Consider the following 21631-nt stretch of genomic DNA (forward strand, 5'->3'; position numbering starts at 1 on the left):
GGCCTGGGCAGACGGCGCTTGACGAGTCGCTGTGCGAACGAGATACTTCCAGTGAACCGGTCAACTACACTGGCCGTGCTCCCCTCGCTTCTGAACCCTTTCGATCAACCGAATCTGGATAAGAACTCATGAATGCCAAAAACATCAAACCGGGTGTTGCCACCGGCGACCAATTGCAAGCGATCTTCGAACTGGCCAAGGAAAAGCAGTTCGCTCTTCCAGCGGTGAACGTCATCAACAGCAGCACCGTCAACGCAGTCATGGAAACCGCCGCCGAGCTGAAGGCTCCGGCGATCATCCAGCTGTCCAACGGCGGCGCGCAGTTCTACGCCGGCAAGGGCCTCGACAATGCCGGTCAGCGTGCCTGCATCGCGGGTGGCGTCTCCGCCGCCACGCACATCCATCAGATGGCCGAACTGTACGGCGCCACGGTGGTGACCCATACCGACCACGCGGCCAAGAAATTGCTGCCGTGGATCGACGGCCTGCTCGACGCCGGTGAGCAGTACTTCAAGGCCCATGGCAAGCCGCTGTACAGCTCGCACATGCTCGACCTCTCCGAAGAGCCGATCGAAGAAAACATCGAAATCTGCAAGCGCTACCTCGAGCGGATGAGCAAGATGGGCATGACGCTGGAAATCGAACTGGGCGTCACCGGCGGTGAGGAAGACGGCGTAGACAACACCAACGTCGACAGCTCCAAGCTCTACACCCAGCCCGAAGACGTCGCGCTGGCGTACGAGGAACTCTCCAAGGTCAGCGACCGCTTCACCATCGCCGCCGCTTTCGGCAACGTGCACGGCGTCTACAAGCCGGGCAACGTCAAGCTGCAACCGATCATCCTGAAGAATTCGCAGGACTACGTGCAGAAGAAATTCGGCACCAAGGCGCAGCCGGTCGACTTCGTCTTCCATGGCGGATCGGGTTCGACCCTCGAGGAAATCCGCGAAGCGATCTCCTACGGCGTCGTCAAGATGAACATCGACACCGACCTGCAGTGGGCGTTCTGGGAAGGCGTGATGGGCTTCTACAAGAAGAACGAAGGCTATCTGCAAGGCCAGATCGGCAACCCCGAAGGCGACAGCAAGCCGAACAAGAAGTACTACGATCCGCGCGCCTGGCTGCGCAAGGGTGAAGACGCTTTCCGCGCCCGCCTGACGCAGGCCTTCAAGGACCTGAACAACGTCGGCACCCTGGCGTAAGCAAGCCGCTGAGGACGCCGCGACGGGCTGGCCCAGGAATCTTGTTCCGGGCTGGCCCTTTTTTGTGTTGGTCGAGAGCGCTGCCAGGCTGTTGAACATACGCAGCCAGCGAGCCGCCGCGGGTTTGGCAAGCCTTCCCGAGCGCTGACCCGGCCGGCCCGCAGCCGGTACTCCGACAATACACTTCCCGCAAATCGAGGACCCAAGCATGAGCACTCTGGCAGAACAGCTAATCAACACCGAAGCGCACAAGTCGATTTTCGAATCCGCAGTGCGCCAACTCCCCCTTCCCGTCTGTGCCGCCTTCGGCTCGTCCGAGAAGCCGCAGCCGGTCAGCTTCAGCAGCACCGATCGTGTCCTGAGCACCAAGGACAGCGACGCCGTCGCCAAGCAGTTTCCGAAAACGGTCGCCGCTTCGGGCAACGTCGTTCTCACCTCCGCGGGCAGCCGGACCACCAGCATCAAGGGCAAGCGCGTCGCCGTCCTCTTCTCGGGCGGTCCTGCCGCCGGTGGCCACAACGTCGTCTGTGGCCTGAAGCGCGTTCTCGGCGCCGGCAACACGCTGCTCGGCGTCAAGGCCGGCCCGAAGGGCCTGCTCGAAGGCTCGCTGTTCGAAATCAGCGATGCCGATGTTGACTTCGTCCTCAACACCGGTGGCTTCAACTTCCTCGGTTCGGACCGCACCAAGATCAAGAGCGACGCCCAGTTCGCACAGGTTCGCGAAACCTGCATCAAGCACAATCTCGACGCCATCGTCGTCGTTGGCGGCGACGATTCGAACACCAACGCCGCCGTGCTGGCGGAGTCGCTTTTTCGCGGCGTCAAGGCCGACGGCTCGGGCGTGCAGGTCATCGGCGTGCCCAAGACCATCGATGGCGACCTGCAACTCGGCGACCTGCTGGCCATCTCGTTCGGTTTCGATACCGCCACGCGGATCTACAGCGAAATGGTCGGCAACATCCTCCAGGACACCAGTTCTTCGCTGAAATACTGGCACTTCGTCAAGCTGATGGGCCGCTCCGCATCGCACGTGGCGCTCGAAGTCGCACTGCAGACCAAGCCGGCCATCACCATCATTTCCGAGGAAGTGTCGAGCCGGAAGATGTCGCTGGCCAGCATCATCGACAGCATCGCCAAGATCGTCGTCGAGCGCTCGCACAAGGGAATGAACTACGGTGTACTGCTGGCCCCGGAAGGACTGATCGAGTTCATCCCCGAAATGAACGCCATGATCGCCGAACTCAACGATGTTCTGGCGCATGAAGCGACGGCTTTCGCCGCCCTCGCCGACGACGCCAAGGCGGCTTTCGTCGAAAGCAAACTGAGCGCCGACAACGCGAAGTTGCTGGCGTCGCTGCCGCACTACATCGTCGCCATGCTGCTCGCCGAGCGTGACTCGCACGGCAACCTGCAGGTCTCGCTGATCCCCACCGAGCAGCTCCTCATCGACATGACCAAGGCGCGCGTCAAGGAACTCGACGCCAAGGTGCCGTTTGCCGCGCACAGCCACTTCCTCGGCTACGAAGGTCGTTGCGGCGCACCGACCCTGTTCGACGCGGCGTACACCTACAATCTCGGCCTCACCGCCGGCTCGCTGATCCTCGACGGCCACAGCGGCTACATGGCGACGATCACCGGACTGACCAGCGGCGGGGTTCCCCAGGCGATCCCGCTCGCCGGCCTGCTCAACATCGAGCGCCGGCACGGTCAGGACGAGTTCGTGATCGAGAAGGCGCTGGTCAGGATGGACTCGCCGGCGATGACGTTCTTTGCCTCCCGACGTGACGAGTGGGCCGCCAGTGACCTGTTCACCTCGCCCGGCCCACGCCAGTTCTGGGGCCCGACGACGCATCAGCAACCGATCAGCGTCGCCCTCAACTCGGGGTCGAAGTCGCTGATGTTCAAGATCGGCTGACCGCGCGCCAGCCTGCTGCAAACCGGGGCCATCGGCTGACGATGGCCCTTCTTCTTTTTCCATCACCGCTTGTCATGGCCCCGCCACCGGCCAGGGAGAAAGAATGAAAGTGATCGTTCTCGGTGCCGGCGTCGTCGGCATCGCCACCGCCTACTACCTGGCGCGTGACGGCCATCAGGTCAGCCTGGTCGACCGCAACCAGGGCGCCGCGCTGGAAGCCAGTTACGCCAACGGCGGCCAGCTGAGCTACAGCTACGTGGCACCACTTGCGGACCCGGCGGTATGGCCGAAACTCGTCCCCTGGCTGCTCTCGCCCAGCTCGCCAGTACGTTTTCGGCCGCAACTCGACGCCCGGCAATGGCGCTGGTGCCTGCAGTTTCTCGCCGCCTGCCGCAGTTTGCGCAGCGCCGAAACGACCCGCCACCTGCTCCGGCTCGGGCACGCCAGCCGTCGCCTGATGCACGAATTGCTCGCTGACGATCCGGCGCTCGACTTCGCCCACGCCAACAGCGGCAAGCTGGTCGTCTATCGCGACGCGGCAGCGCTGGAGAGCGCGCGCCGCCAGGTCGATTTCCAGCAACGCCTGGTGCGCGACGACGACTATCGCCAGGAGGTGCTCGACCGCGCGGCGTGCATGGCCATCGAACCGGCGCTCGACGGCCTGCGCGGAGAGATCGTCGGCGGCGTGCACACGGCGAGCGAAGACACGGCGGATTGCTATCGCTTCAGCGGCGAACTACTGGACCGGACTCTTGCCGCCTCGCCGGAGAACCGCTGCTTCTTCGCCACCTCGATCAACGGACTGAGCGTCCGCCAGGGCGAAGTCGTCGGCGTGGAAACCAGCGCCGGACGGCTGGAAGCCGACGCCTACGTCCTCGCCGCCGGCTGCGACAGCGAGCGCCTGGCGCGCCGGGCGGGCTTGTCGCTGCCCATCTACCCGCTCAAGGGCTATAGCCTGACGGCGCCGATCAGCGACCCGGAAGCGGCGCCGACGCTGAGCGTCACCGACTTCCAGCGCAAGATTGTCTACGCCCGCCTCGCCGGTCGATTGCGCGTGGCCGGAATCGCCGACATCGGCGGCTACGACGGTTCGATCGCCCCGCGGCGGCTGGCGATGCTGCTCGGCGAAGCGCGCGGCGCCTTCCCCGGCGCGGCCGACTACGAGCAGGCCGAGGCCTGGGCCGGTCTGCGCCCGGCGACACCGAGCGGCCGGCCGATCCTTGGCCGCAGCAGCTGCCGCAAGCTCTGGCTCAACGTCGGCCACGGCGCACTCGGCTTCACGCTGGCGCTGGCCAGCGGCCGGGTGCTCGCCGACCTCATCGCCGGCCAGCCGCCCTTCGTCGCCCTGGACGGCTTCACCCTGCCCGGCCGGGAAAGCAGCGCGCGAAACGCTTGATCTGGCGGCGCGACGTTCGCGCAGCGATGCCCGAAGGGGCAAGACCGGGCAAGGCGCGCGCAACCGCGGGCGCAGGGGTCGCGCCCGCTGTCGATTACTCGGGCAGGCCGTTGAGAAGAACCATCACCTTCAGGACTTCGCCCGGGTCGCCGAGCGGTCCGAACCACTTCTTGAGGACGGGGCCGATCTCGCCACTGCGATACAACTGCGCCAGCGAACGGTCGACGGCCAGTCGCATGTCCGCGTCGCGGCGCATCATCAGGCCGTAGGGTTCGTAGGTGAACTGACTTTCAGCAAGGGAATATTCCGTTCCGCCCCCGCCGAGCAGCGCGGTGGTGATCAATACCGTGCGATCGGCGGCATAGGCGGTCGCCTTCTTGCTCTTCAGAGCCGCCAAGGCCTCGTTGTGGTCCTTGACCTTGATCAGTTGCACGCCCAGCTTGTCGTCGGCCGCCAGCTGAGCCATGGCCTTTTCGGTGGTCGTCCCGGAGACCACGGCAATGCGCTGCCCCTTGACGTCCTGCAGGGACTTCGGGTTCTCACCACGCAGATAGAGCAGGCTGGCGCCATCGACAAAAGTCATCAGGCTGAAGTCGAAGTCGGCGCGGCGCGACAGCGTCTGCGTGCTGTTGCCGCACTCGATATCGATCTCACCGTTCTTCACCGCGTCAAAGCGGCTTTCTGCGCTCACCGGCACCCAGTGCACAGTCAGCTTCGCGATGCCCATTTGCCTGGCAATGTCGTCCGCCACGCGCATGCACAGGTCGACGCTGTAGCCCTGGGCCTTCTTGTCGTCGGCGGCAAACGAAAACGGCGGCGAGTTCTCGCGGTAGCCGAGCTTGATCGTCGAAGTTTCCTTGATCCGGGCCAGGGTCGATTGCTCGGCCGCTGCCGGGGCGGCAAGGAAACAAGAGGCTGTGACGGTGGCCGCAATGAAAGTACGCAATATCATCATCAATCCTTGGTTGACGGCTCGTTCGAGCCATGAAAGAACAACCGCTTGCCAGACGCCTTTTCGGCTTTCTACGGCGAATGGCCGCGCTTCATCGGTGCTGCACTGGTGATGGCGAGAAGGTCGCCGCTGGGCGGAAGACGTTCAGCCAGCGATGAATCCCTGTTTCTTCAACTCGCCGTCAATAAGGCTCGTGACCTCGTCGATGAGTTGCTGCCGGGAATCCGGGCTCACCGATTCGCTGGTCATCGTCCACAGCATTTTCCCGCCCGGGACGTCGTAAAGGATCGTCTCGATCATGTACCTGGTCTGTTGATAGGCATAGCCGGGGACGGCATACAGCGAAGCGTAGGCATAACGGCCGTAGCCGTAAAAAGACCCGTAGGGACCGAGCATTCCTGGCGCGAAATAGGTCTGCGGCGGCACATAGACGTTTTCCTTATCCACTGACGCCAGGCGGGCGGTCAACGCGCCGTCGAAGCCTTCTTTCTGAAGACGCGCCGAGAGTGCTTTCTCGTTCTGTTCGTTGATTTCCTTCGCCTCCGGGAACAGGGTGTAACTGGCGACGCCCTGCGTCCCCTCGGGGAACGACGACGCCAGACGATCCTCGACCGTGCGGCGCACGGCGTCGTCGCTGGCCGCGATGTAGACCAGAACCTTTTTCAGCGCCGCGCCGCGATAAGCGGGATCGCGCCACTCGGAGATCACCGAAGTCGAGGTACAGGCGGTCAGAAGCGCCGTGAATAGCGCGGCAAGCAGGGTGCGACGGAGCAGGCTGAAGCCCATGGCGAATTTCCGAAAGGTGCGCAATGGGGAATGAGTATAGCCCAGTGTTCGTCACCCGACGCCGTCAGGCGCCGCGCGCCGGCTCATGAGCGGCCGCCGCCACCGCCCCGCATCAAGGCGGTCTCCGGCCCGCGGCGCACCACGAGGGGGCGCCAACGGCGATCGCCCGCGTGTCACGCCCTCCAGATCAACGACTTGCAGCCATGGCACGGCTGTTGCTTTGCACAAGCAGGAGCCAGGAAACCATGCACAAGCAAGTCAAATCCACCTGTTGTTACTGCGGCGTCGGCTGCGGACTGCTGATCGAGACCGACAAGGACCGCATCGTCGGCGTGCGCGGCGACCCCGAGCACCCGGCCAACCTTGGCCGCCTGTGCACCAAGGGTGCCTCGCTGCACCTCACCGCGCGCCCCGACTATCGCCTGCTGCATCCCGAGCTGCGCCGTCAACGCCAGCTGCCGCGCCAGCGCGTCGGCTGGGAGCAGGCGCTCGACCATGCCGCCGAGCGCTTCGCCGAAATCATCGCCGCGCACGGTCCGGACAGCGTTGCCTTCTACATTTCCGGACAGCTGCTCACCGAGGACTACTACGTTTTCAACAAGCTCGCCAAGGGGTTGATCGGCACCAACAACGTCGACACCAACTCGCGTCTGTGCATGTCGTCGGCGGTGGCCGGCTACAAGCAGACGCTCGGCGCCGACGCGCCGCCGTGCTGCTACGAGGACATCGCCGCCACCGACTGCCTGTTGATCGCCGGCGCCAACCCGGCGGTCGCCCATCCGATCGTCTTCCGCCGCATCGAGGATGCGCGCGCGGCCAATCCCGGCCTGCGCATCATCGTCATCGACCCCCGGCGCAGCGAAAGCGCGGCGATTGCCGACCTGCATCTGGCGCTCAAACCGGGCACCGATATTGCGCTGTACAACGGCCTGCTGCACGTCCTGCTCGGCGAGGATCTGGTCGATCGCGAATATATTGCCGCGCATACCGAGGGCTTCGCCGCACTCGAACAGACGGTCGCCGCTTTCCCGCCCGCCGTGGTGGCCGAAATCTGCGCCCTCGCCGAGGCCGAGATCATCCAGGCCGCACGCTGGTTCGGCAGGTCGGCAGCGGCACTGTCGCTGTATTGCCAGGGGCTCAACCAGTCGTCACACGGCACGCACAACAACGCCGCGCTGATCCACCTGCACCTGGCCACCGGACAGATCGGCCGGCCCGGTGCCGGCCCCTTCTCCCTCACCGGCCAGCCAAACGCCATGGGTGGCCGCGAAGTCGGCGGTCTGGCCAATCTGCTCTCTGCACACCGCGACCTCGCCAACCCCGAACACCGCGCCGAAGTCGCGCGCCTGTGGGGCCTGCCGTCGGTTCCCGCGCAACCCGGCAAGGCGGCGGTCGAACTCTTCGCCGCGCTCAAGCGCGGTGAAATCAAGGCGGTCTGGATCGCGTGCACCAACCCGGCGCAATCGCTGCCCGATCAGGGCGCAGTGCGTGCCGCCCTGCAGGCCGCCGATTTCGTCGTCCTCCAGGAAGCGTTCGCCAATACCGACACCGCCGCCTACGCCGACCTGATGTTGCCGGCGACCACCTGGGGCGAAAAGGAAGGCACGGTCACCAACTCCGAGCGCTGCATCACGCACATCACGCCGGCGGTGTCCCGCCCGGGCGAGGCGCGCGCTGACTGGGAAATCGTCGTCGACTTCGCACGCCGGCTCGGCGCCCGCCTCGCACAGCCGCTGACCGGGCAGCTCTTCCCCTACGCCAGTCCCGAAGCGATCTTCAACGAACATCGCGAGAGCACGCGCGGCCGCGACCTGGACATCACCGGCCTCAGCTACGCGCTGCTCGACAGCGCCGGACCGCAGCAATGGCCGTTCCCCGAAGGCGCGAGCAGCGGCCGCCGGCGTCTCTACGCCGACGGCGTCTTCCCGACTCCCTCCGGTCGCGCCCGCTTCGTCGCCGTCGAGCACCGGCCGACCGCCGAGAGCACTGACGACACGCACTCGATCAGCCTTCTCTCCGGCCGCCTGCGCGACCAGTGGCATGGCATGAGCCGCACCGGCACCGTCGCCCGACTGTTCAATCTCGACGACGAACCCCTGCTCTCGATGCACCCCGCCGACCTGCGCCAGCGCGGCCTGGTCAGCGGCGATGTGGCGCACGTCGGCAATGCGCGCGGTCAGCTGCACGTGCGCGTCAAGCCCGACGCCGGCCTGCTGCGCGGACGTGCCTGGTTGCCGATGCACTGGGGCAGCCAGTTCATGAACAGCGCCGGCGTCAACGCGCTCACCCTCTCGGCGTGCGACCCTTTCTCGCAACAACCCGAGCTCAAGCATGCCGCGGTCGCTGTCGCCAGGGCCGACCTGCCGTGGCAACTGGTGATTCTGCGCCAGGCGGGCGCCGGCGAACTGGCAGCGCTCGCCCTGCTCGCCAGGGCGCGCACGCTGCTCGCCGACTTCGCCTTTGCCAGCGTCGGACTCTACGGTCGCAGCGAACCGCTGGTGGTTTTCCGCGCCGCGCACGGCGAAGCGCTGCCCGAATCCCGCCTGCAGGAGATCGACGCGCTGTTCGGCCTTGACGCCGATGACGCGGCGATCGTCTATGCCGATCAGCGCCGCCAGATCAGCAAGCGCGCCATCGCCCCGGACGGCAAGCTGATCGGCATTCGCCTCGCCGGCGAAACACAGGCGCAGTCGTGGCTCAAGGAGGTGATGGCCGCCGAGGTCGAAGAGGCCGAAGGCAGCGACGGCGCCCCTGCAGGGCTCGATCCGGCGCTCATCCGCTGGGCGCTCGCGCCGATCGGAAAACGACCGGGAAAGCTGCCGCAGCGCAGCCGCGTGGTCTGCAACTGCGCCGACATCAGCGAAGCGCAGATCAAGGCCGACCTCGACGGTGGCGCGACGCTGACGATACTGCAGGAGAAGCGGAAATGCGGTACCTTCTGCGGATCGTGTCTGCCCGAGTTGCGGCAGATGGTCGCCAGTCAGGCGCAGCGCAGCGCCACTGAAGCGGTGGCCTGAAGACGTATCACGGAGAGAGAATGGCGAAGAGCGAGGAAATGGAAGGAATCGACCTGGCAGCGGTCATCCGGGAGATCGGACGCGGCGCAGCCGGTGCGCGCGACATGCCCTGCGGCGCAGCAGAACAGCTCTACGGCGCCATTCTCGATGGGCAGGTACCGGACCTCGAACTGGGCGCCATCGCCATCGCCCTGCGCATGAAGACCGAAACAGTCGACGAGATGGCCGGCTTTCTTGCCGCGGCCAACGCGCGCCTGCCAGGCCTTGGCCGCCCACCCGGCCAGCTGCGCCCGGTCGTCATCCCGACCTACAACGGTGCCCGCCGCAGCGCCAACCTGACGCCGCTGCTGGCGCTGCTCGTGCAACGCTTTGGCGTACCCGTCCTGGTACACGGCCTCGCTGACGACTACGGACGCGTGACCAGCGAGCAGATCTTCGCCGAGTTTGGTTTGCCGGCGTGCGCCAGCCTGGCCCAGGCACAGCTGGCGATCGACGAATTCGGCCTGGCCTACGTGCCGCTGCCACTCCTCTCGCCCGGCCTCGATCGACAACTTGCCTTGCGCAGCCGTCTCGGCCTGCGCAACAGCGCCCACAGCCTGGTCAAGATGCTCGACCCCTTCCACGGCGAAGCCTTGCTGCTGGCAGCGGCGACGCACCCCGACTACATCACCAGCATGCGCGCCGTGCTCACCGCCACCGGCGCACACGCCCTCCTTCTGCGCGGCAGCGAAGGCGAGCCCTTCGCCAATCCCAAACGCCGCCCGCAGATCGAGCATCTGCACGATGGTGCCTGCGACGTCCTCTTCGAAGCCGAACGCGACAGCCTCAGGGTCCTGCCGCAACTGCCCGCCACCTGCGACGCCGGCAGCACTGTCGCCTGGATGCACCGCGTCCTCGCCGGCGAAGCGTCGCTGCCGCTGCCGATCGCCAATCAGCTTGCCTGCTGCCTCTACGCCTGCGGCCGCGCCAGCGACTTCAACCAGGCGAAAGCGCTGGTCGCCGTCGAATGCAGCGGGCTGGCGGTCGCCTGAACCACACGGAGTACCCCCATGAAGCGCCAGAGAGCCACCGTCATCGTCGAGATCGACGGCAAGATCCTGCTCGTCGAAAACCGCGGCGGACTACTGCTGCTGCCCGGCGGCGGCATCAACGCGGACGAATCGCACGCCCAGGCGGCCGCCCGCGAACTCACTGAAGAAACCCGCCTGCTCTGCGCTTCGCTGCAGTTCCTCTTCAGCCACGAATCGCAGACCAATTGCCACCATGTCTTCCGCGCCAGCGCCAGCGGCGCGCCGCTCGCCGGCGACGACGCCATGGCGCTGCATTACTTCGCTCACGGAGACCTGCCGCTCAGCGCCAGGATGTCGGCGGCAACCCGGCAGATCATCGAGCGCTTCGAGGACACATGTCCCGCAGCAGCCGGCTGACCCCGACGGCGAGGGGCAGCAGCCAATGCGCTTCCTCAATCCAGGGCGTCATGCAATACATGGCTTTCGCCGCGCTGGCAAGCAAGTGGAATGCTGCAAACGTGATCAGACTTTCAGCGACCCTGACAGCAGCGTGAAGCCCCTGTCGCGACCGGCTTTCGCCCGGCCGATACCGCTGCCCTCGTCACCCACTCCGGGCAACCATTCCCCAGCCACCGTCATTGCGAGGAGGCGTAGCCGACGCGGCAATCCCGTTCCATTCTCTGACGACTTATCCGCCACATCAGCCAGGCGAAAAGCAACACCTCTGGATTGCCACGTCGGCTACGCCTCCTCGCAATGACGTGCGGGCGGGTGTGGCGCCACCTTTCTGACGACGCTTTCAACACGCCGGACAGCCCTTGAAACCAACTCGTCGCTGGCATCCCTATGTTCCACACTGCGTGCAGCACTCTAATGGCGGCAGCCACCAGCCGGAGTTCCCGGAGCACTTTCCCTGAACTGCCTGCACACGGTCGATGCAAAAGCCCGGGACGCCGTCGGAGCTCAGCACGCGGCGAGCGATACACGCCCGATCACGCCAGGTGATCGCCCACTCGCATTTGAAATATCGGCGACAGGCGACTAGGGTTATAGGACCTGCTGACACTTCGCTGTGCGCAATCCGGAGCGTGTTATCAGGATTTCTTTCAATCCGGAAAAGACAAGGAGGACGCCATGGGATTTCTCGACAAGCTGTTCGGCGGCACGAAGGACTACCCACCGCTGCCGGAAGACAATGCGGCACAGGCCAGACTTGAGCAGGTGAAAGGCCCTCTCGAAGAGTTGGCCCAGCGCGTTTCAGACCCCCTGGAGGTGGTTCCAGCCGACAGACAGGCCTTTGTTTTTGTTGGCAAACCTCCAAAACGTTTTGGCATCGCATGGGTCCACGACGACAAGGTGAGTGGCCTCAAGGAGCTGGCAGACGACCACAAACTGTCGCAGGTCGAAGTCGGGAAAATGATCAATGAACTGGGCCAAGCGTATGAGCATGCCAGCGCTGCACCGCGCTTTTCAACCGAGGTTGGCGGCAAGAAGGTGGTGGTCATCCCCTCCGACGGCCTCGAGCGGGAGGTTCATCAGATCATCGAACGCGCGACACATTAAGCCTCGACCTGCCGCGAAGTCGGCGGCATCAGGCTGAGAGCCGCTCAGAGCGGCAAGGAAGGTCACTTACGGCGGGGTCACCACGGTGGCCCCGGCGCATTTTTGCGACAATGCCTTTCGCCGCGGTTCAGCCGCGCGGCCCGAGTCCGGAACGACGACTAAGGGGACTTCGCCTTTTCCTGCGCACGCGGGCGGCATTCACGCTGCATCGACTGCCTTCGCCGGTGACGGGGTGGCACGCATTGCGATGGCCTGCGTCGATCAATCGCACTTTCCCGAGCATCTGGCCGGACTACGCGGCCTGGGCCGCGTGACGCCTGGCGACGCCGCTGGAGTTCCTGCACGTCGTCGACCACCATCCGGAGATCGGCTTTGGCGACGACGACGGGGCAATCGGCGCCGACGCGCCCAGGAAGAATTGCTCAGTCGCCCTCTCCAGCGACGACGCACTGCGCAGTCTGCTCTTCGGCAGCAAGACCTCTGATCTGCTGCGTTCGGCCACCATCCCGACCCTGTTGCTGCGCTGACCTCCCGCGGCGTTCGACCGAGGCGGCGGCAACGGGGACCTCTGTCGCGGCGTCAAACCTGGCCGCTCGCGATCCCGTCAGGTGACTGCATTGGGGCGCTTGTGCCGAGAGCCGGCGGGCGGGCGATACTAATAGGATTAGAATCAGCCTGACACGGCAAGCCCAGCGACGCTGCACCCCGTCACACTTCATTTCCGGCCACGGCATCACCACTGGCGAAGGCCCGCGCTCCATGCTGCCTGCCGAACTGGCTCGCTGGCGGCGCGGGCCGGCAAGGCTCGCCGTGGCTGCGCCAAGCCAGCCCGCTGGCCCGACCGGCGTCGACGACCACAGGATCCTCGCGATGCACCAGAAGATTTCGCTCATCGTGCAACCCGGTGACAGTTTCTTCCCGATCGTTCGGGCGATCGACCATGCCGATCACACGATCAACCTGACCGTCTTCCGCATGGACGACCCGATCATCCAGCGCGCACTCATCGAGGCCCGCCAGCGGGATGTCCGCATTCGCGTGCTGATCTCCAGCAGCGCCCGCGGCTGGCGAGAGCAGAACCACAAGCTGGTCAAGGAAGCCACCGAGGCGGGTATCGCCACCCGAGAACCCGCTGGCGACAGCAAGCGCGCACGCTACCACTACAAGATGATGACGGTGGACGACAAGGAGGCCTTCGTATTCACCTTCAACCCGACACGCGAAAACCTGCACTACGCGCGCGACTTTGGCATCGAGGTCTTCAGCCCGGCCATCGCCGGCGAGATCAACCGTCTTTTCGACGCCGACTGGCACGACCGGCCTTTTGCCGCCGACCATGAATCGCCCCTGCTGGTCAGTCCGTTCAACAGCCGGCAGAAGATGACCGACCTGCTCGCCGCTGCGACGAGCTCGATTCAGATCACCGACGCCAAGCTGCAGGATCCGGCCATTGTCGCCCTGCTCGTGAAGAAAGCGCGCAGCGGTATCCCGGTTCGCGTCCTCGGCGACGAACGGCACACCAGCAGGCTGCCGGCAGAGATCGCCTTTCGCGCCGTTGCACGCTACCGGCTGCACGCCAAGTGCACGATCATCGACGGCGCCACGGCGGTCATCGGCAGCATGAACCTGCGCACGGAGAGCCTTGATCGGCGCCGCGAACTGTCGATCACGGTTGACGATGGCGAGGTCCTGCAGCGCCTGACGGCGGTTTTCGAAAGCGACTGGGAACGCCGGGCGGCGCCCCGCTCCGACAACGTGACAACGCAGGTACTGCGGGCGTTCCCGCCAGCGCGCCCGGAGCCTGCCGAATCGCCCGCGCCGGGCCTGGTGCTGATCTCGCGCAGCAACACGCTGCTGCGCCACGTCATCAACGACGGGACGACGAGCATCGGACGGGCGGAGGAGAACGATCTGGTGATCAGAGACCCCTCGGTCAGCCGATATCACGCCCGCATGGAGCTGGATGCGGGCATCTGCACGCTGACCGACCTCGACAGCGGCAACGGCACCTTCGTCAACGGTGAGCGGATCGCGGGCGAGAAGTGGCTGCGTCCTGGCGATGTCCTCAGCTTTGCCCGGAGCGAAGAGTTTCGCCTGCTCGAAGTCTAGCTGCGGCGGCACGCTCGGCGGCCACCGCTTCAAGGCCTGCGTCAGAATGGGCGTGCCCGTCCAGCCATTGGCCAGGGCGTTGACCTCGCTCGCCGCCCCCTGCTCTTCGCATGGCCGACATCCGCTGCGCGCGAAGCTAATCGCGAAGGTCGGTCACCGGCTCGGCGCCAAAGCCGTCGTCCAGCAGATACGCCACCAGACGCCCGGCGCACTCGCCGGCGTCGGCAAGCTGGCCGTTGCGCTGCAGGGCCTCGAACTTGCCGCGCACGGGAAAGCGGGCCAGCGGCGTGGCGCGGATTTCGGCCTGCATCTCGGTATCGATGACCCCGGGCGCGACGCTCGCGATGCGCACACCCGGGACCCGGTCGAGGGCCACCGAACGCGCGTGCTGGTCGAGCGCCGCCTTGCTCGCGCAGTAGACGCTCCAGCCCGGGTAGGGGCTGCGCGCAGCGCCGCTGGAAACGTGCAGGATGCGCTTTTCCGGGACTTCCGCGGCGACCGCGATGACGGCGTTGGCGAGGATCAGCGGGGTGGCAACGTTGATGTTCAGGGCACTGGCGATCGCCGCGTTATCCGCGCTGCCGACCGCGCCGACGGGTTGCACCGTGCCGGCGTTGTTGATCAGCAGGATCGACGTGCAGCCGGCCAGAAATAGCCGCAGGTCGTCACCGCCAAGCCAGGATTGCAGCGCTGCGACGTCGCTCAGGTCGATGGCCCGCTCGTGGAACAACTGCGGGCAGGCCGCCACCAGCCCGGCGTTGCCGTGCCGAGCCAGGCCGAGCACGGCAATGCCGCGTGCCAGCAGGGTTTCCGCAATCGCCGCGCCGAGGCCGCGACTGTGTCCGGTAACGATGGCTTTCATGTCGGTTTCCTCTGCGAATGGTGATTGCACGCCGGCAATTATGGCGGCAGGCACGCTGTGCGAAAAGAGCGGCGGCGCCACCCGCCGCGCCACTCGCGGCTTCCACGCGACGCGGCAGCTGTGCTATTACTTGCCGTTCCCGATCAACCCCGCTCCGGGGAGACTGACCATGGCCGAGTACTGCGCACAGCTTCTCTGGCTTCGTGGCGAGCAGGATTTCCTCGCCAACCGCTACAGCCGCCGCCACCTGCTGCGCTTCGATGGCGGCCTCGAAATTCCTGCTTCGTCGTCGCCGCACGTCGTTCCGGTACCCATGTCCGATCCGGCGGCCGTGGATCCGGAAGAGGCCTTTGTCGCTTCGCTGGCCAGTTGCCACATGCTGTGGTTCCTTTCCATCGCCGCCCGGCGTGGTTTCTGCGTCGACCGCTACGCCGACAGCCCGGTCGGCGTGATGGCGAAAAACAGCGACGGCAAGCTGGCAATCACCGTCGTCACGCTCAAACCGGAGGTGGCGTTCGCGGGCAATCGCGCGCCTGGGCGCGAAGACGTGATGCAGATGCACCAGCAGGCGCACGCGGAGTGCTTCATCGCCAACTCGGTGAAATCGGAAGTGCGTTGCGAACCGGTTTTTGCCACATCACCCGACTGAGCGGCCGGCAGCCCGGCCGTTTCAGGAGCGCTACCCCGGCCGCACGCCGAGCAGCGCTTCGGGCAACAGCCCCTCCACCACTTTCGCCAGCGCGGCCCCCAGGCGGGCGTGCTGGTCGGCGTCGAGATGCACGCCGTCGAGCTGACTGACTGCTGCCACCGTGCCGGCGTCGAAGTAGGGACAGCCAAGCGTGTCGGCGACCTCGCGGCAGGCGGCGGCGAGGCCGATGCACTTGCGCTCGCCGCCGACGAACTTCGGCGCGATCGTTCCGCGCGGTTCCTCCTGCGGCGGCGGCGCGACGAGCAGGATCGGCGGCACCGGCATAGCGGGCTCGATCGGCGCCTGACGGATGGCGTTGACCAGGGCAGCGAGGCCCTGCGCCGAGTGCCAGGCGTTGTGCGGGTGAATCGACTGGAAATCGTTGCTGCCCAGCATCAGGATCACCAGCGCCAGCGGCGAGTGGCTCTCGATGCGCTGAGCGAGGCCGTCGATGCCCTTGCGACCGGGCTTGAAGGGATCGTCCCAGACGGTCCGACGACCGTTGAGGCAGTCCTCGATGACGCGCACGCGGCGGCCATCCGCGTTGAGCAGGTTTTCCATCACCCCCGGCCAGCGCTCGTCGAAACTCAGCCGACGACGCGTTTCGGGAATGATCCCCCAGGAGAGGGAATCGCCATAGAGAAGAATCTGCAGCATCGCAGGCACCTCGAGGTCTTCATCGAAGGGGAGGAGCTTGCCATCTTCAGCGACGGTCGACAAGCTCTCTGCACGACGACAGCGCTCCGGCAAAACGACCGCTCTGCAGCATCCGGCCGGCGGGAGCGCCAGGGAAGCGTGCCTACTGCATCGAGTGCAGGCCGATGATATTGCCTTCGCTATCCTGGACCAGCGCGATATGGCCGTATTCACCGATCGCCATCTTCGGCTGGATGACCCGGCCCCCCGCCTCGACCGCTCGCTCGGCCTCGTTGGCAGCGTCGTCGCAGTTGAAATAGACCATCGTGCCGCCCTTTCCCGGAGCGTTCATCGGGTGCCGCACCAGCGCACCGGCAGCGCCACCCCCGCCCTCGACCCACGAGAATGCGTACATTTCGCCGCCTTCGCCGATTTCGGGCAGGGCGATCAGCTCACGCCCGAATACCGCCGTGTAGAAGTCGCGCGCGCGGGTCATGTCTGAAACGTAGATCTCGAACCATCCAACCGGATTTGCGGGCTTTTCCATGCTGATACTCCTCGGTTTGTCATTCGAAAGGGATGGCGATGCTCTGCCGGTGGAGAACAGGTACGCGAGAATGAGTACGGGCTCACAAGCGATGGAGCAGGACTTCGGCGACGAAGCGGCTGCCCATGTAGGCCAGCAGCAGAACGAGAAATCCGGCCAGCGTCCAGCGCAGCGCGATGCGCCCGCGCCAGCCATAGATACGCCGGCCGACGAGCAGGGCGGCGAAAATACCCCACGAAGCGAAGGCGAACAAGGTCTTGTGGTCGAGGACCATGGCCTTGCCAAAAATGGCTTCGGAGAACATGACACCGCTGACCAGCGCCACGGTCAGCAACAGGAAGGCGACAGTGATCATGCGAAAGAGCAGCGCTTCCATGGTCAGGATCGGCGGCAGGCTGGACAGGCTCTTGGTAATCGCCCGCTGATGCAGCTTGCGCTCGGCGAAACCCATGAAGATGGCGTGCAGTGCGGAGAGGGTAAACAGGCTGTAGGCCAGCATCGCGGTCAGGAAATGGAGCTGGAAACCCCAGGCGCCGGCATGGGCGATGACGCGCAGTTGCGGAAACACGGCCGGTGACAGGGCGCCGAGTGCGGCGAGCGGCAGGACCATCGGCTGCAGACCATCCATGCGCGAACGGAAGCTCTCCAGCCAGTAGATGAGAACGGCCAGCCAGAGCATCAGCGACATCGCGAAGCTGAACGAGAAGCGCATGCCGCCAGCGCTGAAGAGCCCCTGGTAGAGCCCGAAACCCTGAATCACGAGGGCGCCGAAGAGGACCCCCCGCTCCCATCCCTGCATCGGCAGGGTGACCAGTGGGCGGTCGCTTTCACGCCAGCGCGTATGCCAGAAATGCACGCCCATCACCGCGTAAATCAGCGATGAAACGATGTGCGGGAGAAGCTGCAGTAGAATGTCTGGCATTTTTTGAGTTTACACCAAGCCGGAATCCAAATGCTCGACAACCTGACCCAACGCCTTGCCCGCGTCATGAAGACGCTGCGCGGTGAAGCGCGCCTGACCGAAGCCAATATTGGTGACGCGCTGCGTGAAGTTCGCCTCGCCCTGCTCGAAGCCGACGTCGCCTTGCCGGCCATCAAGGAACTCATCGCCGCGGTCCGCGAAAAAGCGATCGGCGAGGAAGTTATCGGCTCGCTGAGCCCGGGGCAGGCCCTGATCGGCGTCGTCCATCGTGAGCTGACCAAGCTCATGGGTGACGCCCACAGCGGCCTTAACATGGCCACCCAACCACCGGCAGTCATGCTCATGGCCGGCCTGCAGGGTGCCGGCAAGACGACCACCGTCGGCAAGCTGGCCAAGATGTTGCGCGAGACGCAGAAGAAGAAGGTGCTGGTGGTTTCCTGCGACGTTTATCGTCCTGCAGCCATCGAGCAGTTGAAGACCGTCGCTGCGCAGGCAGGGGTCGAGTTTCTGCCCTCGACGTCGAGCGAAAAGCCGGTGGACATCGCCCGCAACGCGCTCGATTGGGCGAAACGACACTTTCACGACGTGCTGCTCGTCGACACCGCCGGCCGCCTGGCCATCGACGAGGCGATGATGAAGGAGATCGCCGAGCTGCACGCGGCGGTGAAGCCGATCGAAACGCTGTTCGTCGTCGATGCCATGCTCGGTCAGGACGCGATCAATACGGCCAAGGCATTCAGCGAAGCGCTGCCGCTCACCGGCATCATCCTGACCAAGCTCGACGGTGACGCGCGGGGGGGCGCGGCGCTGTCGGTACGCCACGTCACCGGCCGGCCGATCAAGTACGCCGGCGTCGGCGAGAAACTGACCGGTCTGGAAGCGTTCCACCCCGAGCGCATGGCGTCGCGAATCCTCGGCATGGGCGACGTGCTGTCGCTGATCGAAGACGCGAAGAAGGGCATCGACGAGCAGCAGGCGGTCGACTTCGCCAAGAAGCTCAAGTCAGGCCGGGGCTTCGACCTCAACGACTTCAAGGGCCAGATCAGCCAGATGCGCAAAATGGGCGGCCTGTCGTCGATGATGGAGAAACTGCCGGCGCAGTTTTCGCAGGCGGCGGGCCAGTTGCCGGCAGGCGGCGAGGAGAAGGCGGTGGCCAGGATCGAGGGCATCATCAACTCGATGACCCCGGCCGAGCGGGTCAATCCGGAGCTGCTCAAGGCCGCGCGCAAGCGCCGCATCGCGCTCGGTGCCGGCGTTCAGGTGCAGGAGGTCAATCGCCTGCTGAAGCAGTTCGAACAGACGCAGAAGATGATGAAGCAGTTCTCGAAAGGCGGCATCGGCCAGCTCATGCGCGGACTGAAAGGGATGATGCCGGGGATGCGCTGACGACGGTGCACCCGGCAGGTCAAGCCGAACGCCGGATCAGCGCAGGGCCAGTGTGCTCGGGGTGAACTTCCACTGGTTTTGCCAGGCTGCGCGCACCATGTTCGGGTAGGCGGCCTGGCCAAGACTGCCGTTGTAGCGGCCGAGCGCGCGGTAGAGATCGCCGCGCTCGATGTCCAGGTAGTGGCGAAGGATGGTGCATCCGTAGCGCAGATTGGTGCGCAGATGGAAGAGGTTGTCGTCGCTACGTCCGACCAGTTTGACCCAGAAGGGCATCACCTGCATGAAGCCGCGCGCGCCGGCGCTGGAGACGGCGTATTTGTTGAAGCCGCTTTCCACCTGGATCAGGCCAAGGACCAGCTGCGGGTCGAGACCCGCCCGCGTCGCTTCGTAATGCACCGAACGCAGGAATTCCTGGCGGGCCACCCGGTCGGGAATGCGTTTGACAAGGCGTCCCGACATCTCGCTGAGCCAGTCGCTGGCGACCGCCGAATCCTCGAACGAGCTGTGCTGCGGCGCGCGATCGGAGACCGATCGCGACAGCGCGCCATGCACGCTGGCCGAAAGCGGTTCATACTTCTGCGCCCCGGCGAGCGCCGCGGACGGCGCCAGCAGCGGCAGCGCGAGCAGCAGCGGAATGAGCGTCAGGACGCGGCGCACAGCCGGGCTTTCAGGAAGGCGCCGATCTCGGCGAGCGGCAACATCTGCGACTCGGCGTCGCCACGTCCCTTGTACTCGAGCTTGCCTTCGGCGAGACCCCGGTCGCCGACGACGACCCTGTGCGGAATGCCGATCAGTTCCATTTCGGCAAACATCACGCCCGGACGCTCGTTGCGGTCGTCGAGCAGAACGTCGATGCCGGCAGTGCTCAATTCGGCGTACAAGGTATCCGCCGCGGCCTTGACGGTTTCGCTCTTGGCGTAACCCATGGGGACGATGCACACCTCGAACGGAGCGATCGCCGCGGGGAAACAAATTCCCCGCTGGTCGTGCCCCTGCTCGATGGCCGCCCCGACGATACGCGTAACGCCGATCCCGTAGCAGCCCATTTCCATGATCTTGCTCTGCCCGCCCTCGTCGAGAAAGCTGCACTTGAGTGCCTCCGCATACTTGGTCCGGAGCTGGAAGATATGGCCCACCTCGACGCCGCGGCAAAGTTCCAGTTGGCCTTTTCCGTCTGGCGACGGGTCGCCGGCGACGACGTTCCTGAAATCGGCGACCAGCGTCGGCTCGGCAACGTCACGGCCAAAGTTCACGCCGGTGAGGTGGTACCCGGCCTCGTTTGCTCCACAAACGAAGTCGGCCATCGCCGCGACGCTGCGATCAACGTAGATCGGCCGCTCGCCAACGGCGACCGGGCCGAGATAGCCGGGCTGACAGCCGAGGGCGCCGATGATCTCGTCTTCCCGCGCAAAGCGAAACTCGCCAAGCTGCTTGGCCGCCTTGACTTCGTTCAGATTATGGTCGCCGCGGAGCAGGATCATGGCCAACGGGCCAGGCTTTTCGGCTGCCGGGTCGACAACCACGGCAATCACCTTGACCGTTCGGATCAGCGGCAGGCCGAGAAACTCGGCGACGTCGGCACAGGTGATGCGGCCCGGCGTGGCAACTTTCTGCATGGACTCGGCAGCAGGCGGGCGCGCGGCTGCCGGGGCAAGGGCTTCGGCGAGCTCGACGTTGGCGGCAAAATCCGAATCCGGACAATAGGCCAGTGCGTCCTCGCCGGAGTCTGCCAGGACGTGGAACTCGTGCGATCCGGTCCCGCCGATCGAACCCGTATCCGCCGCGACGGCACGGAATTTCAGCCCCAGGCGGGTGAAGATGCGCGTATAGGTTTCGAACATGTTGCGGTATTCGCGCTGCAGGTCGGCGAAACTGCTGTGGAACGAATAGCCATCCTTCATCAGAAATTCGCGGCCGCGCATGATCCCGAAGCGTGGCCGGATCTCGTCGCGGAACTTTACCTGCACCTGGTAGAAGTGCAGCGGCAGCTGACGGTAGCTCTTCACGTCCTTGCGCACGACGTCGGTAATCACTTCTTCGTGCGTCGGGCCAATGACGAAATCGCGTTGGTGACGGTCCTTGCAGCGCAGCAATTCGGGACCGTACTTCTCCCAGCGTCCGGATTCCTGCCACAGCTCGGCGGGCTGCACCGCCGGCATCGACAATTCGATCGCCCCGGCGCGGTCCATCTCCTCGCGCACCACCCTCTCCACCTTGCGCAGCACGCGCAGGCCAAGCGGCATCCAGGTGTAGATCCCGCCGGCCAGGCGTTTGATCATTCCTGCGCGCACCATCAGCTGGTGGCTGATCACCTCAGCGTCGGAAGGCGCCTCTTTGAGTGTCGCCAGGAAGAAACGGGAAGTGCGCATGAGAATCCGCGGCAAAAGGATGGAAACGGCGATTTTACTCGACAGAGAGCCGATCGGCGACGCCTATTGCGCGCGCAGGCGCACGCAGTTCGGGCCACCGGCAGGGCGGGCCAGCGCCCCTCCGGCGCGGAGTCCTGCTGGCGATCGCCTGGCTGACGGGCATGACTTTGATCTAATTGCGCCAACCTCCACCCGAGCTGCTGGTCATCGGCGGCAGAGCGTCTCTACTTCGCGCTTCGGTGAGCGTGCGCCGGCGGGCGTATGCGCTCCT

General features: G+C 65.3%; 18 protein-coding genes. 10 read left to right on the forward strand and 8 right to left on the reverse strand.

Going from position 1 to position 21631, the window contains the following annotated elements:
* Nucleotides 1-128: 128 nt before the first annotated feature.
* The 3 genes from fbaA (at nucleotide 129) to QZ613_RS09530 (ending at nucleotide 4513) form a co-directional block, all read left to right on the forward strand.
* Nucleotides 129-1202: a class II fructose-bisphosphate aldolase gene (fbaA, locus tag QZ613_RS09520; protein WP_291982148.1), complete on the forward strand. Its 1074-nt coding sequence runs from the start codon at nucleotides 129-131 to the stop codon at nucleotides 1200-1202.
* A gap of 208 nt (nucleotides 1203-1410) precedes the next feature.
* Entirely contained in the window at nucleotides 1411-3117 is a 1707-nt protein-coding gene (locus QZ613_RS09525; protein WP_291865507.1) for a diphosphate--fructose-6-phosphate 1-phosphotransferase, read from the forward strand.
* A 103-nt stretch (nucleotides 3118-3220) separates the two neighbouring features.
* Nucleotides 3221-4513 (forward strand): D-amino acid dehydrogenase, encoded by a 1293-nt coding sequence (locus tag QZ613_RS09530; protein WP_291982150.1) that lies wholly within the window; start codon nucleotides 3221-3223, stop codon nucleotides 4511-4513.
* A gap of 94 nt (nucleotides 4514-4607) precedes the next feature.
* Here QZ613_RS09530 and QZ613_RS09535 read toward each other — a convergent pair whose 3' ends face one another.
* Together QZ613_RS09535 and QZ613_RS09540 are read right to left on the reverse strand one after the other, a co-directional pair.
* Entirely contained in the window at nucleotides 4608-5468 is an 861-nt protein-coding gene (locus QZ613_RS09535) for an amino acid ABC transporter substrate-binding protein (RefSeq protein WP_043570662.1), read from the reverse strand.
* A gap of 141 nt (nucleotides 5469-5609) precedes the next feature.
* Entirely contained in the window at nucleotides 5610-6251 is a 642-nt protein-coding gene (locus tag QZ613_RS09540; protein WP_291865514.1) for a hypothetical protein, read from the reverse strand.
* A 245-nt stretch (nucleotides 6252-6496) separates the two neighbouring features.
* Between QZ613_RS09540 and QZ613_RS09545 the strand changes: the two genes are divergently transcribed.
* The 5 genes from QZ613_RS09545 (at nucleotide 6497) to QZ613_RS09565 (ending at nucleotide 13950) form a co-directional block, all read left to right on the forward strand.
* The gene (locus QZ613_RS09545) at nucleotides 6497-9268 is read left to right on the forward strand and encodes a nitrate reductase (RefSeq protein WP_291982152.1); all 2772 of its coding nucleotides are present in this window, start codon (nucleotides 6497-6499) and stop codon (nucleotides 9266-9268) included.
* A gap of 20 nt (nucleotides 9269-9288) precedes the next feature.
* Entirely contained in the window at nucleotides 9289-10299 is a 1011-nt protein-coding gene (gene ybiB, locus QZ613_RS09550) for a DNA-binding protein YbiB (RefSeq protein WP_291865520.1), read from the forward strand.
* A gap of 18 nt (nucleotides 10300-10317) precedes the next feature.
* Nucleotides 10318-10695, forward strand: coding sequence for an NUDIX domain-containing protein (locus QZ613_RS09555; RefSeq protein WP_291982154.1), 378 nt, complete (start codon nucleotides 10318-10320; stop codon nucleotides 10693-10695).
* A gap of 717 nt (nucleotides 10696-11412) precedes the next feature.
* Nucleotides 11413-11841, forward strand: a complete 429-nt coding sequence (locus tag QZ613_RS09560) for a hypothetical protein (RefSeq protein WP_043570667.1) — start codon at nucleotides 11413-11415, stop codon at nucleotides 11839-11841.
* A 759-nt stretch (nucleotides 11842-12600) separates the two neighbouring features.
* Nucleotides 12601-13950: a phospholipase D-like domain-containing protein gene (locus tag QZ613_RS09565; RefSeq protein ID WP_291982156.1), complete on the forward strand. Its 1350-nt coding sequence runs from the start codon at nucleotides 12601-12603 to the stop codon at nucleotides 13948-13950.
* Between the two features lie 136 nt (nucleotides 13951-14086).
* On the opposite strand, the gene QZ613_RS09570 is transcribed toward QZ613_RS09565, so the two are convergent.
* Nucleotides 14087-14812 (reverse strand): SDR family oxidoreductase, encoded by a 726-nt coding sequence (locus QZ613_RS09570; protein ID WP_043570671.1) that lies wholly within the window; start codon nucleotides 14810-14812, stop codon nucleotides 14087-14089.
* A 169-nt stretch (nucleotides 14813-14981) separates the two neighbouring features.
* On the opposite strand from QZ613_RS09570, the gene QZ613_RS09575 reads away from it, so the two are divergent.
* On the forward strand, nucleotides 14982-15461 hold the full coding sequence (locus QZ613_RS09575) for an OsmC family protein (RefSeq protein ID WP_043570761.1): 480 nt from the start codon (nucleotides 14982-14984) through the stop codon (nucleotides 15459-15461).
* Between the two features lie 30 nt (nucleotides 15462-15491).
* On the opposite strand, the gene QZ613_RS09580 is transcribed toward QZ613_RS09575, so the two are convergent.
* The 3 genes from QZ613_RS09580 to ccsA all read right to left on the reverse strand — a co-directional run bounded on the left by QZ613_RS09580 (nucleotide 15492) and on the right by ccsA (nucleotide 17605).
* Nucleotides 15492-16157 (reverse strand): SGNH/GDSL hydrolase family protein, encoded by a 666-nt coding sequence (locus QZ613_RS09580; RefSeq protein ID WP_043570763.1) that lies wholly within the window; start codon nucleotides 16155-16157, stop codon nucleotides 15492-15494.
* 142 nt (nucleotides 16158-16299) lie between these two features.
* Complete coding sequence (locus tag QZ613_RS09585) at nucleotides 16300-16683, reverse strand: VOC family protein (protein WP_043570673.1); 384 nt, start codon at nucleotides 16681-16683, stop codon at nucleotides 16300-16302.
* A gap of 82 nt (nucleotides 16684-16765) precedes the next feature.
* On the reverse strand, nucleotides 16766-17605 hold the full coding sequence (gene ccsA / locus QZ613_RS09590; RefSeq protein WP_043570675.1) for a cytochrome c biogenesis protein CcsA: 840 nt from the start codon (nucleotides 17603-17605) through the stop codon (nucleotides 16766-16768).
* A 30-nt stretch (nucleotides 17606-17635) separates the two neighbouring features.
* Here ccsA and ffh point away from each other — a divergent pair, with 30 nt between their 5' ends.
* Entirely contained in the window at nucleotides 17636-18991 is a 1356-nt protein-coding gene (gene ffh / locus QZ613_RS09595) for a signal recognition particle protein (RefSeq protein ID WP_291982158.1), read from the forward strand.
* A gap of 36 nt (nucleotides 18992-19027) precedes the next feature.
* Here the strand turns inward: ffh and QZ613_RS09600 are convergent, their stop codons facing one another.
* Together QZ613_RS09600 and QZ613_RS09605 are read right to left on the reverse strand one after the other, a co-directional pair.
* Nucleotides 19028-19648: a lytic transglycosylase domain-containing protein gene (locus QZ613_RS09600; protein WP_043570680.1), complete on the reverse strand. Its 621-nt coding sequence runs from the start codon at nucleotides 19646-19648 to the stop codon at nucleotides 19028-19030.
* Nucleotides 19633-21360 carry a proline--tRNA ligase gene (locus QZ613_RS09605; protein WP_291982160.1) on the reverse strand — a complete coding sequence of 576 codons (1728 nt, stop codon included), beginning with the start codon at nucleotides 21358-21360 and terminating at the stop codon, nucleotides 19633-19635. Before QZ613_RS09605 ends, QZ613_RS09600 begins: the two co-directional genes overlap by 16 nt.
* Nucleotides 21361-21631: the final 271 nt, after the last annotated feature.

The organism is Candidatus Accumulibacter sp. ACC005 (genome assembly GCF_907163215.1).
Classification (GTDB): Bacteria; Pseudomonadota; Gammaproteobacteria; order Burkholderiales; family Rhodocyclaceae; genus Accumulibacter; species Accumulibacter regalis.

Excerpts from the sequence above, each read along its gene's own strand:
- fbaA (WP_291982148.1), top strand. The coding sequence starts at position 129 with ATGAATGCCAAAAACATCAAACCGGGTGTTGCCACCGGCGACCAATTG.
- QZ613_RS09525 (WP_291865507.1), top strand. The coding sequence starts at position 1,411 with ATGAGCACTCTGGCAGAACAGCTAATCAACACCGAAGCGCACAAGTCG.
- QZ613_RS09530 (WP_291982150.1), top strand. The coding sequence starts at position 3,221 with ATGAAAGTGATCGTTCTCGGTGCCGGCGTCGTCGGCATCGCCACCGCC.
- QZ613_RS09535 (WP_043570662.1), bottom strand. The coding sequence starts at position 5,468 with ATGATGATATTGCGTACTTTCATTGCGGCCACCGTCACAGCCTCTTGT.
- QZ613_RS09540 (WP_291865514.1), bottom strand. The coding sequence starts at position 6,251 with ATGGGCTTCAGCCTGCTCCGTCGCACCCTGCTTGCCGCGCTATTCACG.
- QZ613_RS09545 (WP_291982152.1), top strand. The coding sequence starts at position 6,497 with ATGCACAAGCAAGTCAAATCCACCTGTTGTTACTGCGGCGTCGGCTGC.
- ybiB (WP_291865520.1), top strand. The coding sequence starts at position 9,289 with ATGGCGAAGAGCGAGGAAATGGAAGGAATCGACCTGGCAGCGGTCATC.
- QZ613_RS09555 (WP_291982154.1), top strand. The coding sequence starts at position 10,318 with ATGAAGCGCCAGAGAGCCACCGTCATCGTCGAGATCGACGGCAAGATC.
- QZ613_RS09560 (WP_043570667.1), top strand. The coding sequence starts at position 11,413 with ATGGGATTTCTCGACAAGCTGTTCGGCGGCACGAAGGACTACCCACCG.
- QZ613_RS09565 (WP_291982156.1), top strand. The coding sequence starts at position 12,601 with ATGCTGCCTGCCGAACTGGCTCGCTGGCGGCGCGGGCCGGCAAGGCTC.
- QZ613_RS09570 (WP_043570671.1), bottom strand. The coding sequence starts at position 14,812 with ATGAAAGCCATCGTTACCGGACACAGTCGCGGCCTCGGCGCGGCGATT.
- QZ613_RS09575 (WP_043570761.1), top strand. The coding sequence starts at position 14,982 with ATGGCCGAGTACTGCGCACAGCTTCTCTGGCTTCGTGGCGAGCAGGAT.
- QZ613_RS09580 (WP_043570763.1), bottom strand. The coding sequence starts at position 16,157 with ATGCTGCAGATTCTTCTCTATGGCGATTCCCTCTCCTGGGGGATCATT.
- QZ613_RS09585 (WP_043570673.1), bottom strand. The coding sequence starts at position 16,683 with ATGGAAAAGCCCGCAAATCCGGTTGGATGGTTCGAGATCTACGTTTCA.
- ccsA (WP_043570675.1), bottom strand. The coding sequence starts at position 17,605 with ATGCCAGACATTCTACTGCAGCTTCTCCCGCACATCGTTTCATCGCTG.
- ffh (WP_291982158.1), top strand. The coding sequence starts at position 17,636 with ATGCTCGACAACCTGACCCAACGCCTTGCCCGCGTCATGAAGACGCTG.
- QZ613_RS09605 (WP_291982160.1), bottom strand. The coding sequence starts at position 21,360 with ATGCGCACTTCCCGTTTCTTCCTGGCGACACTCAAAGAGGCGCCTTCC.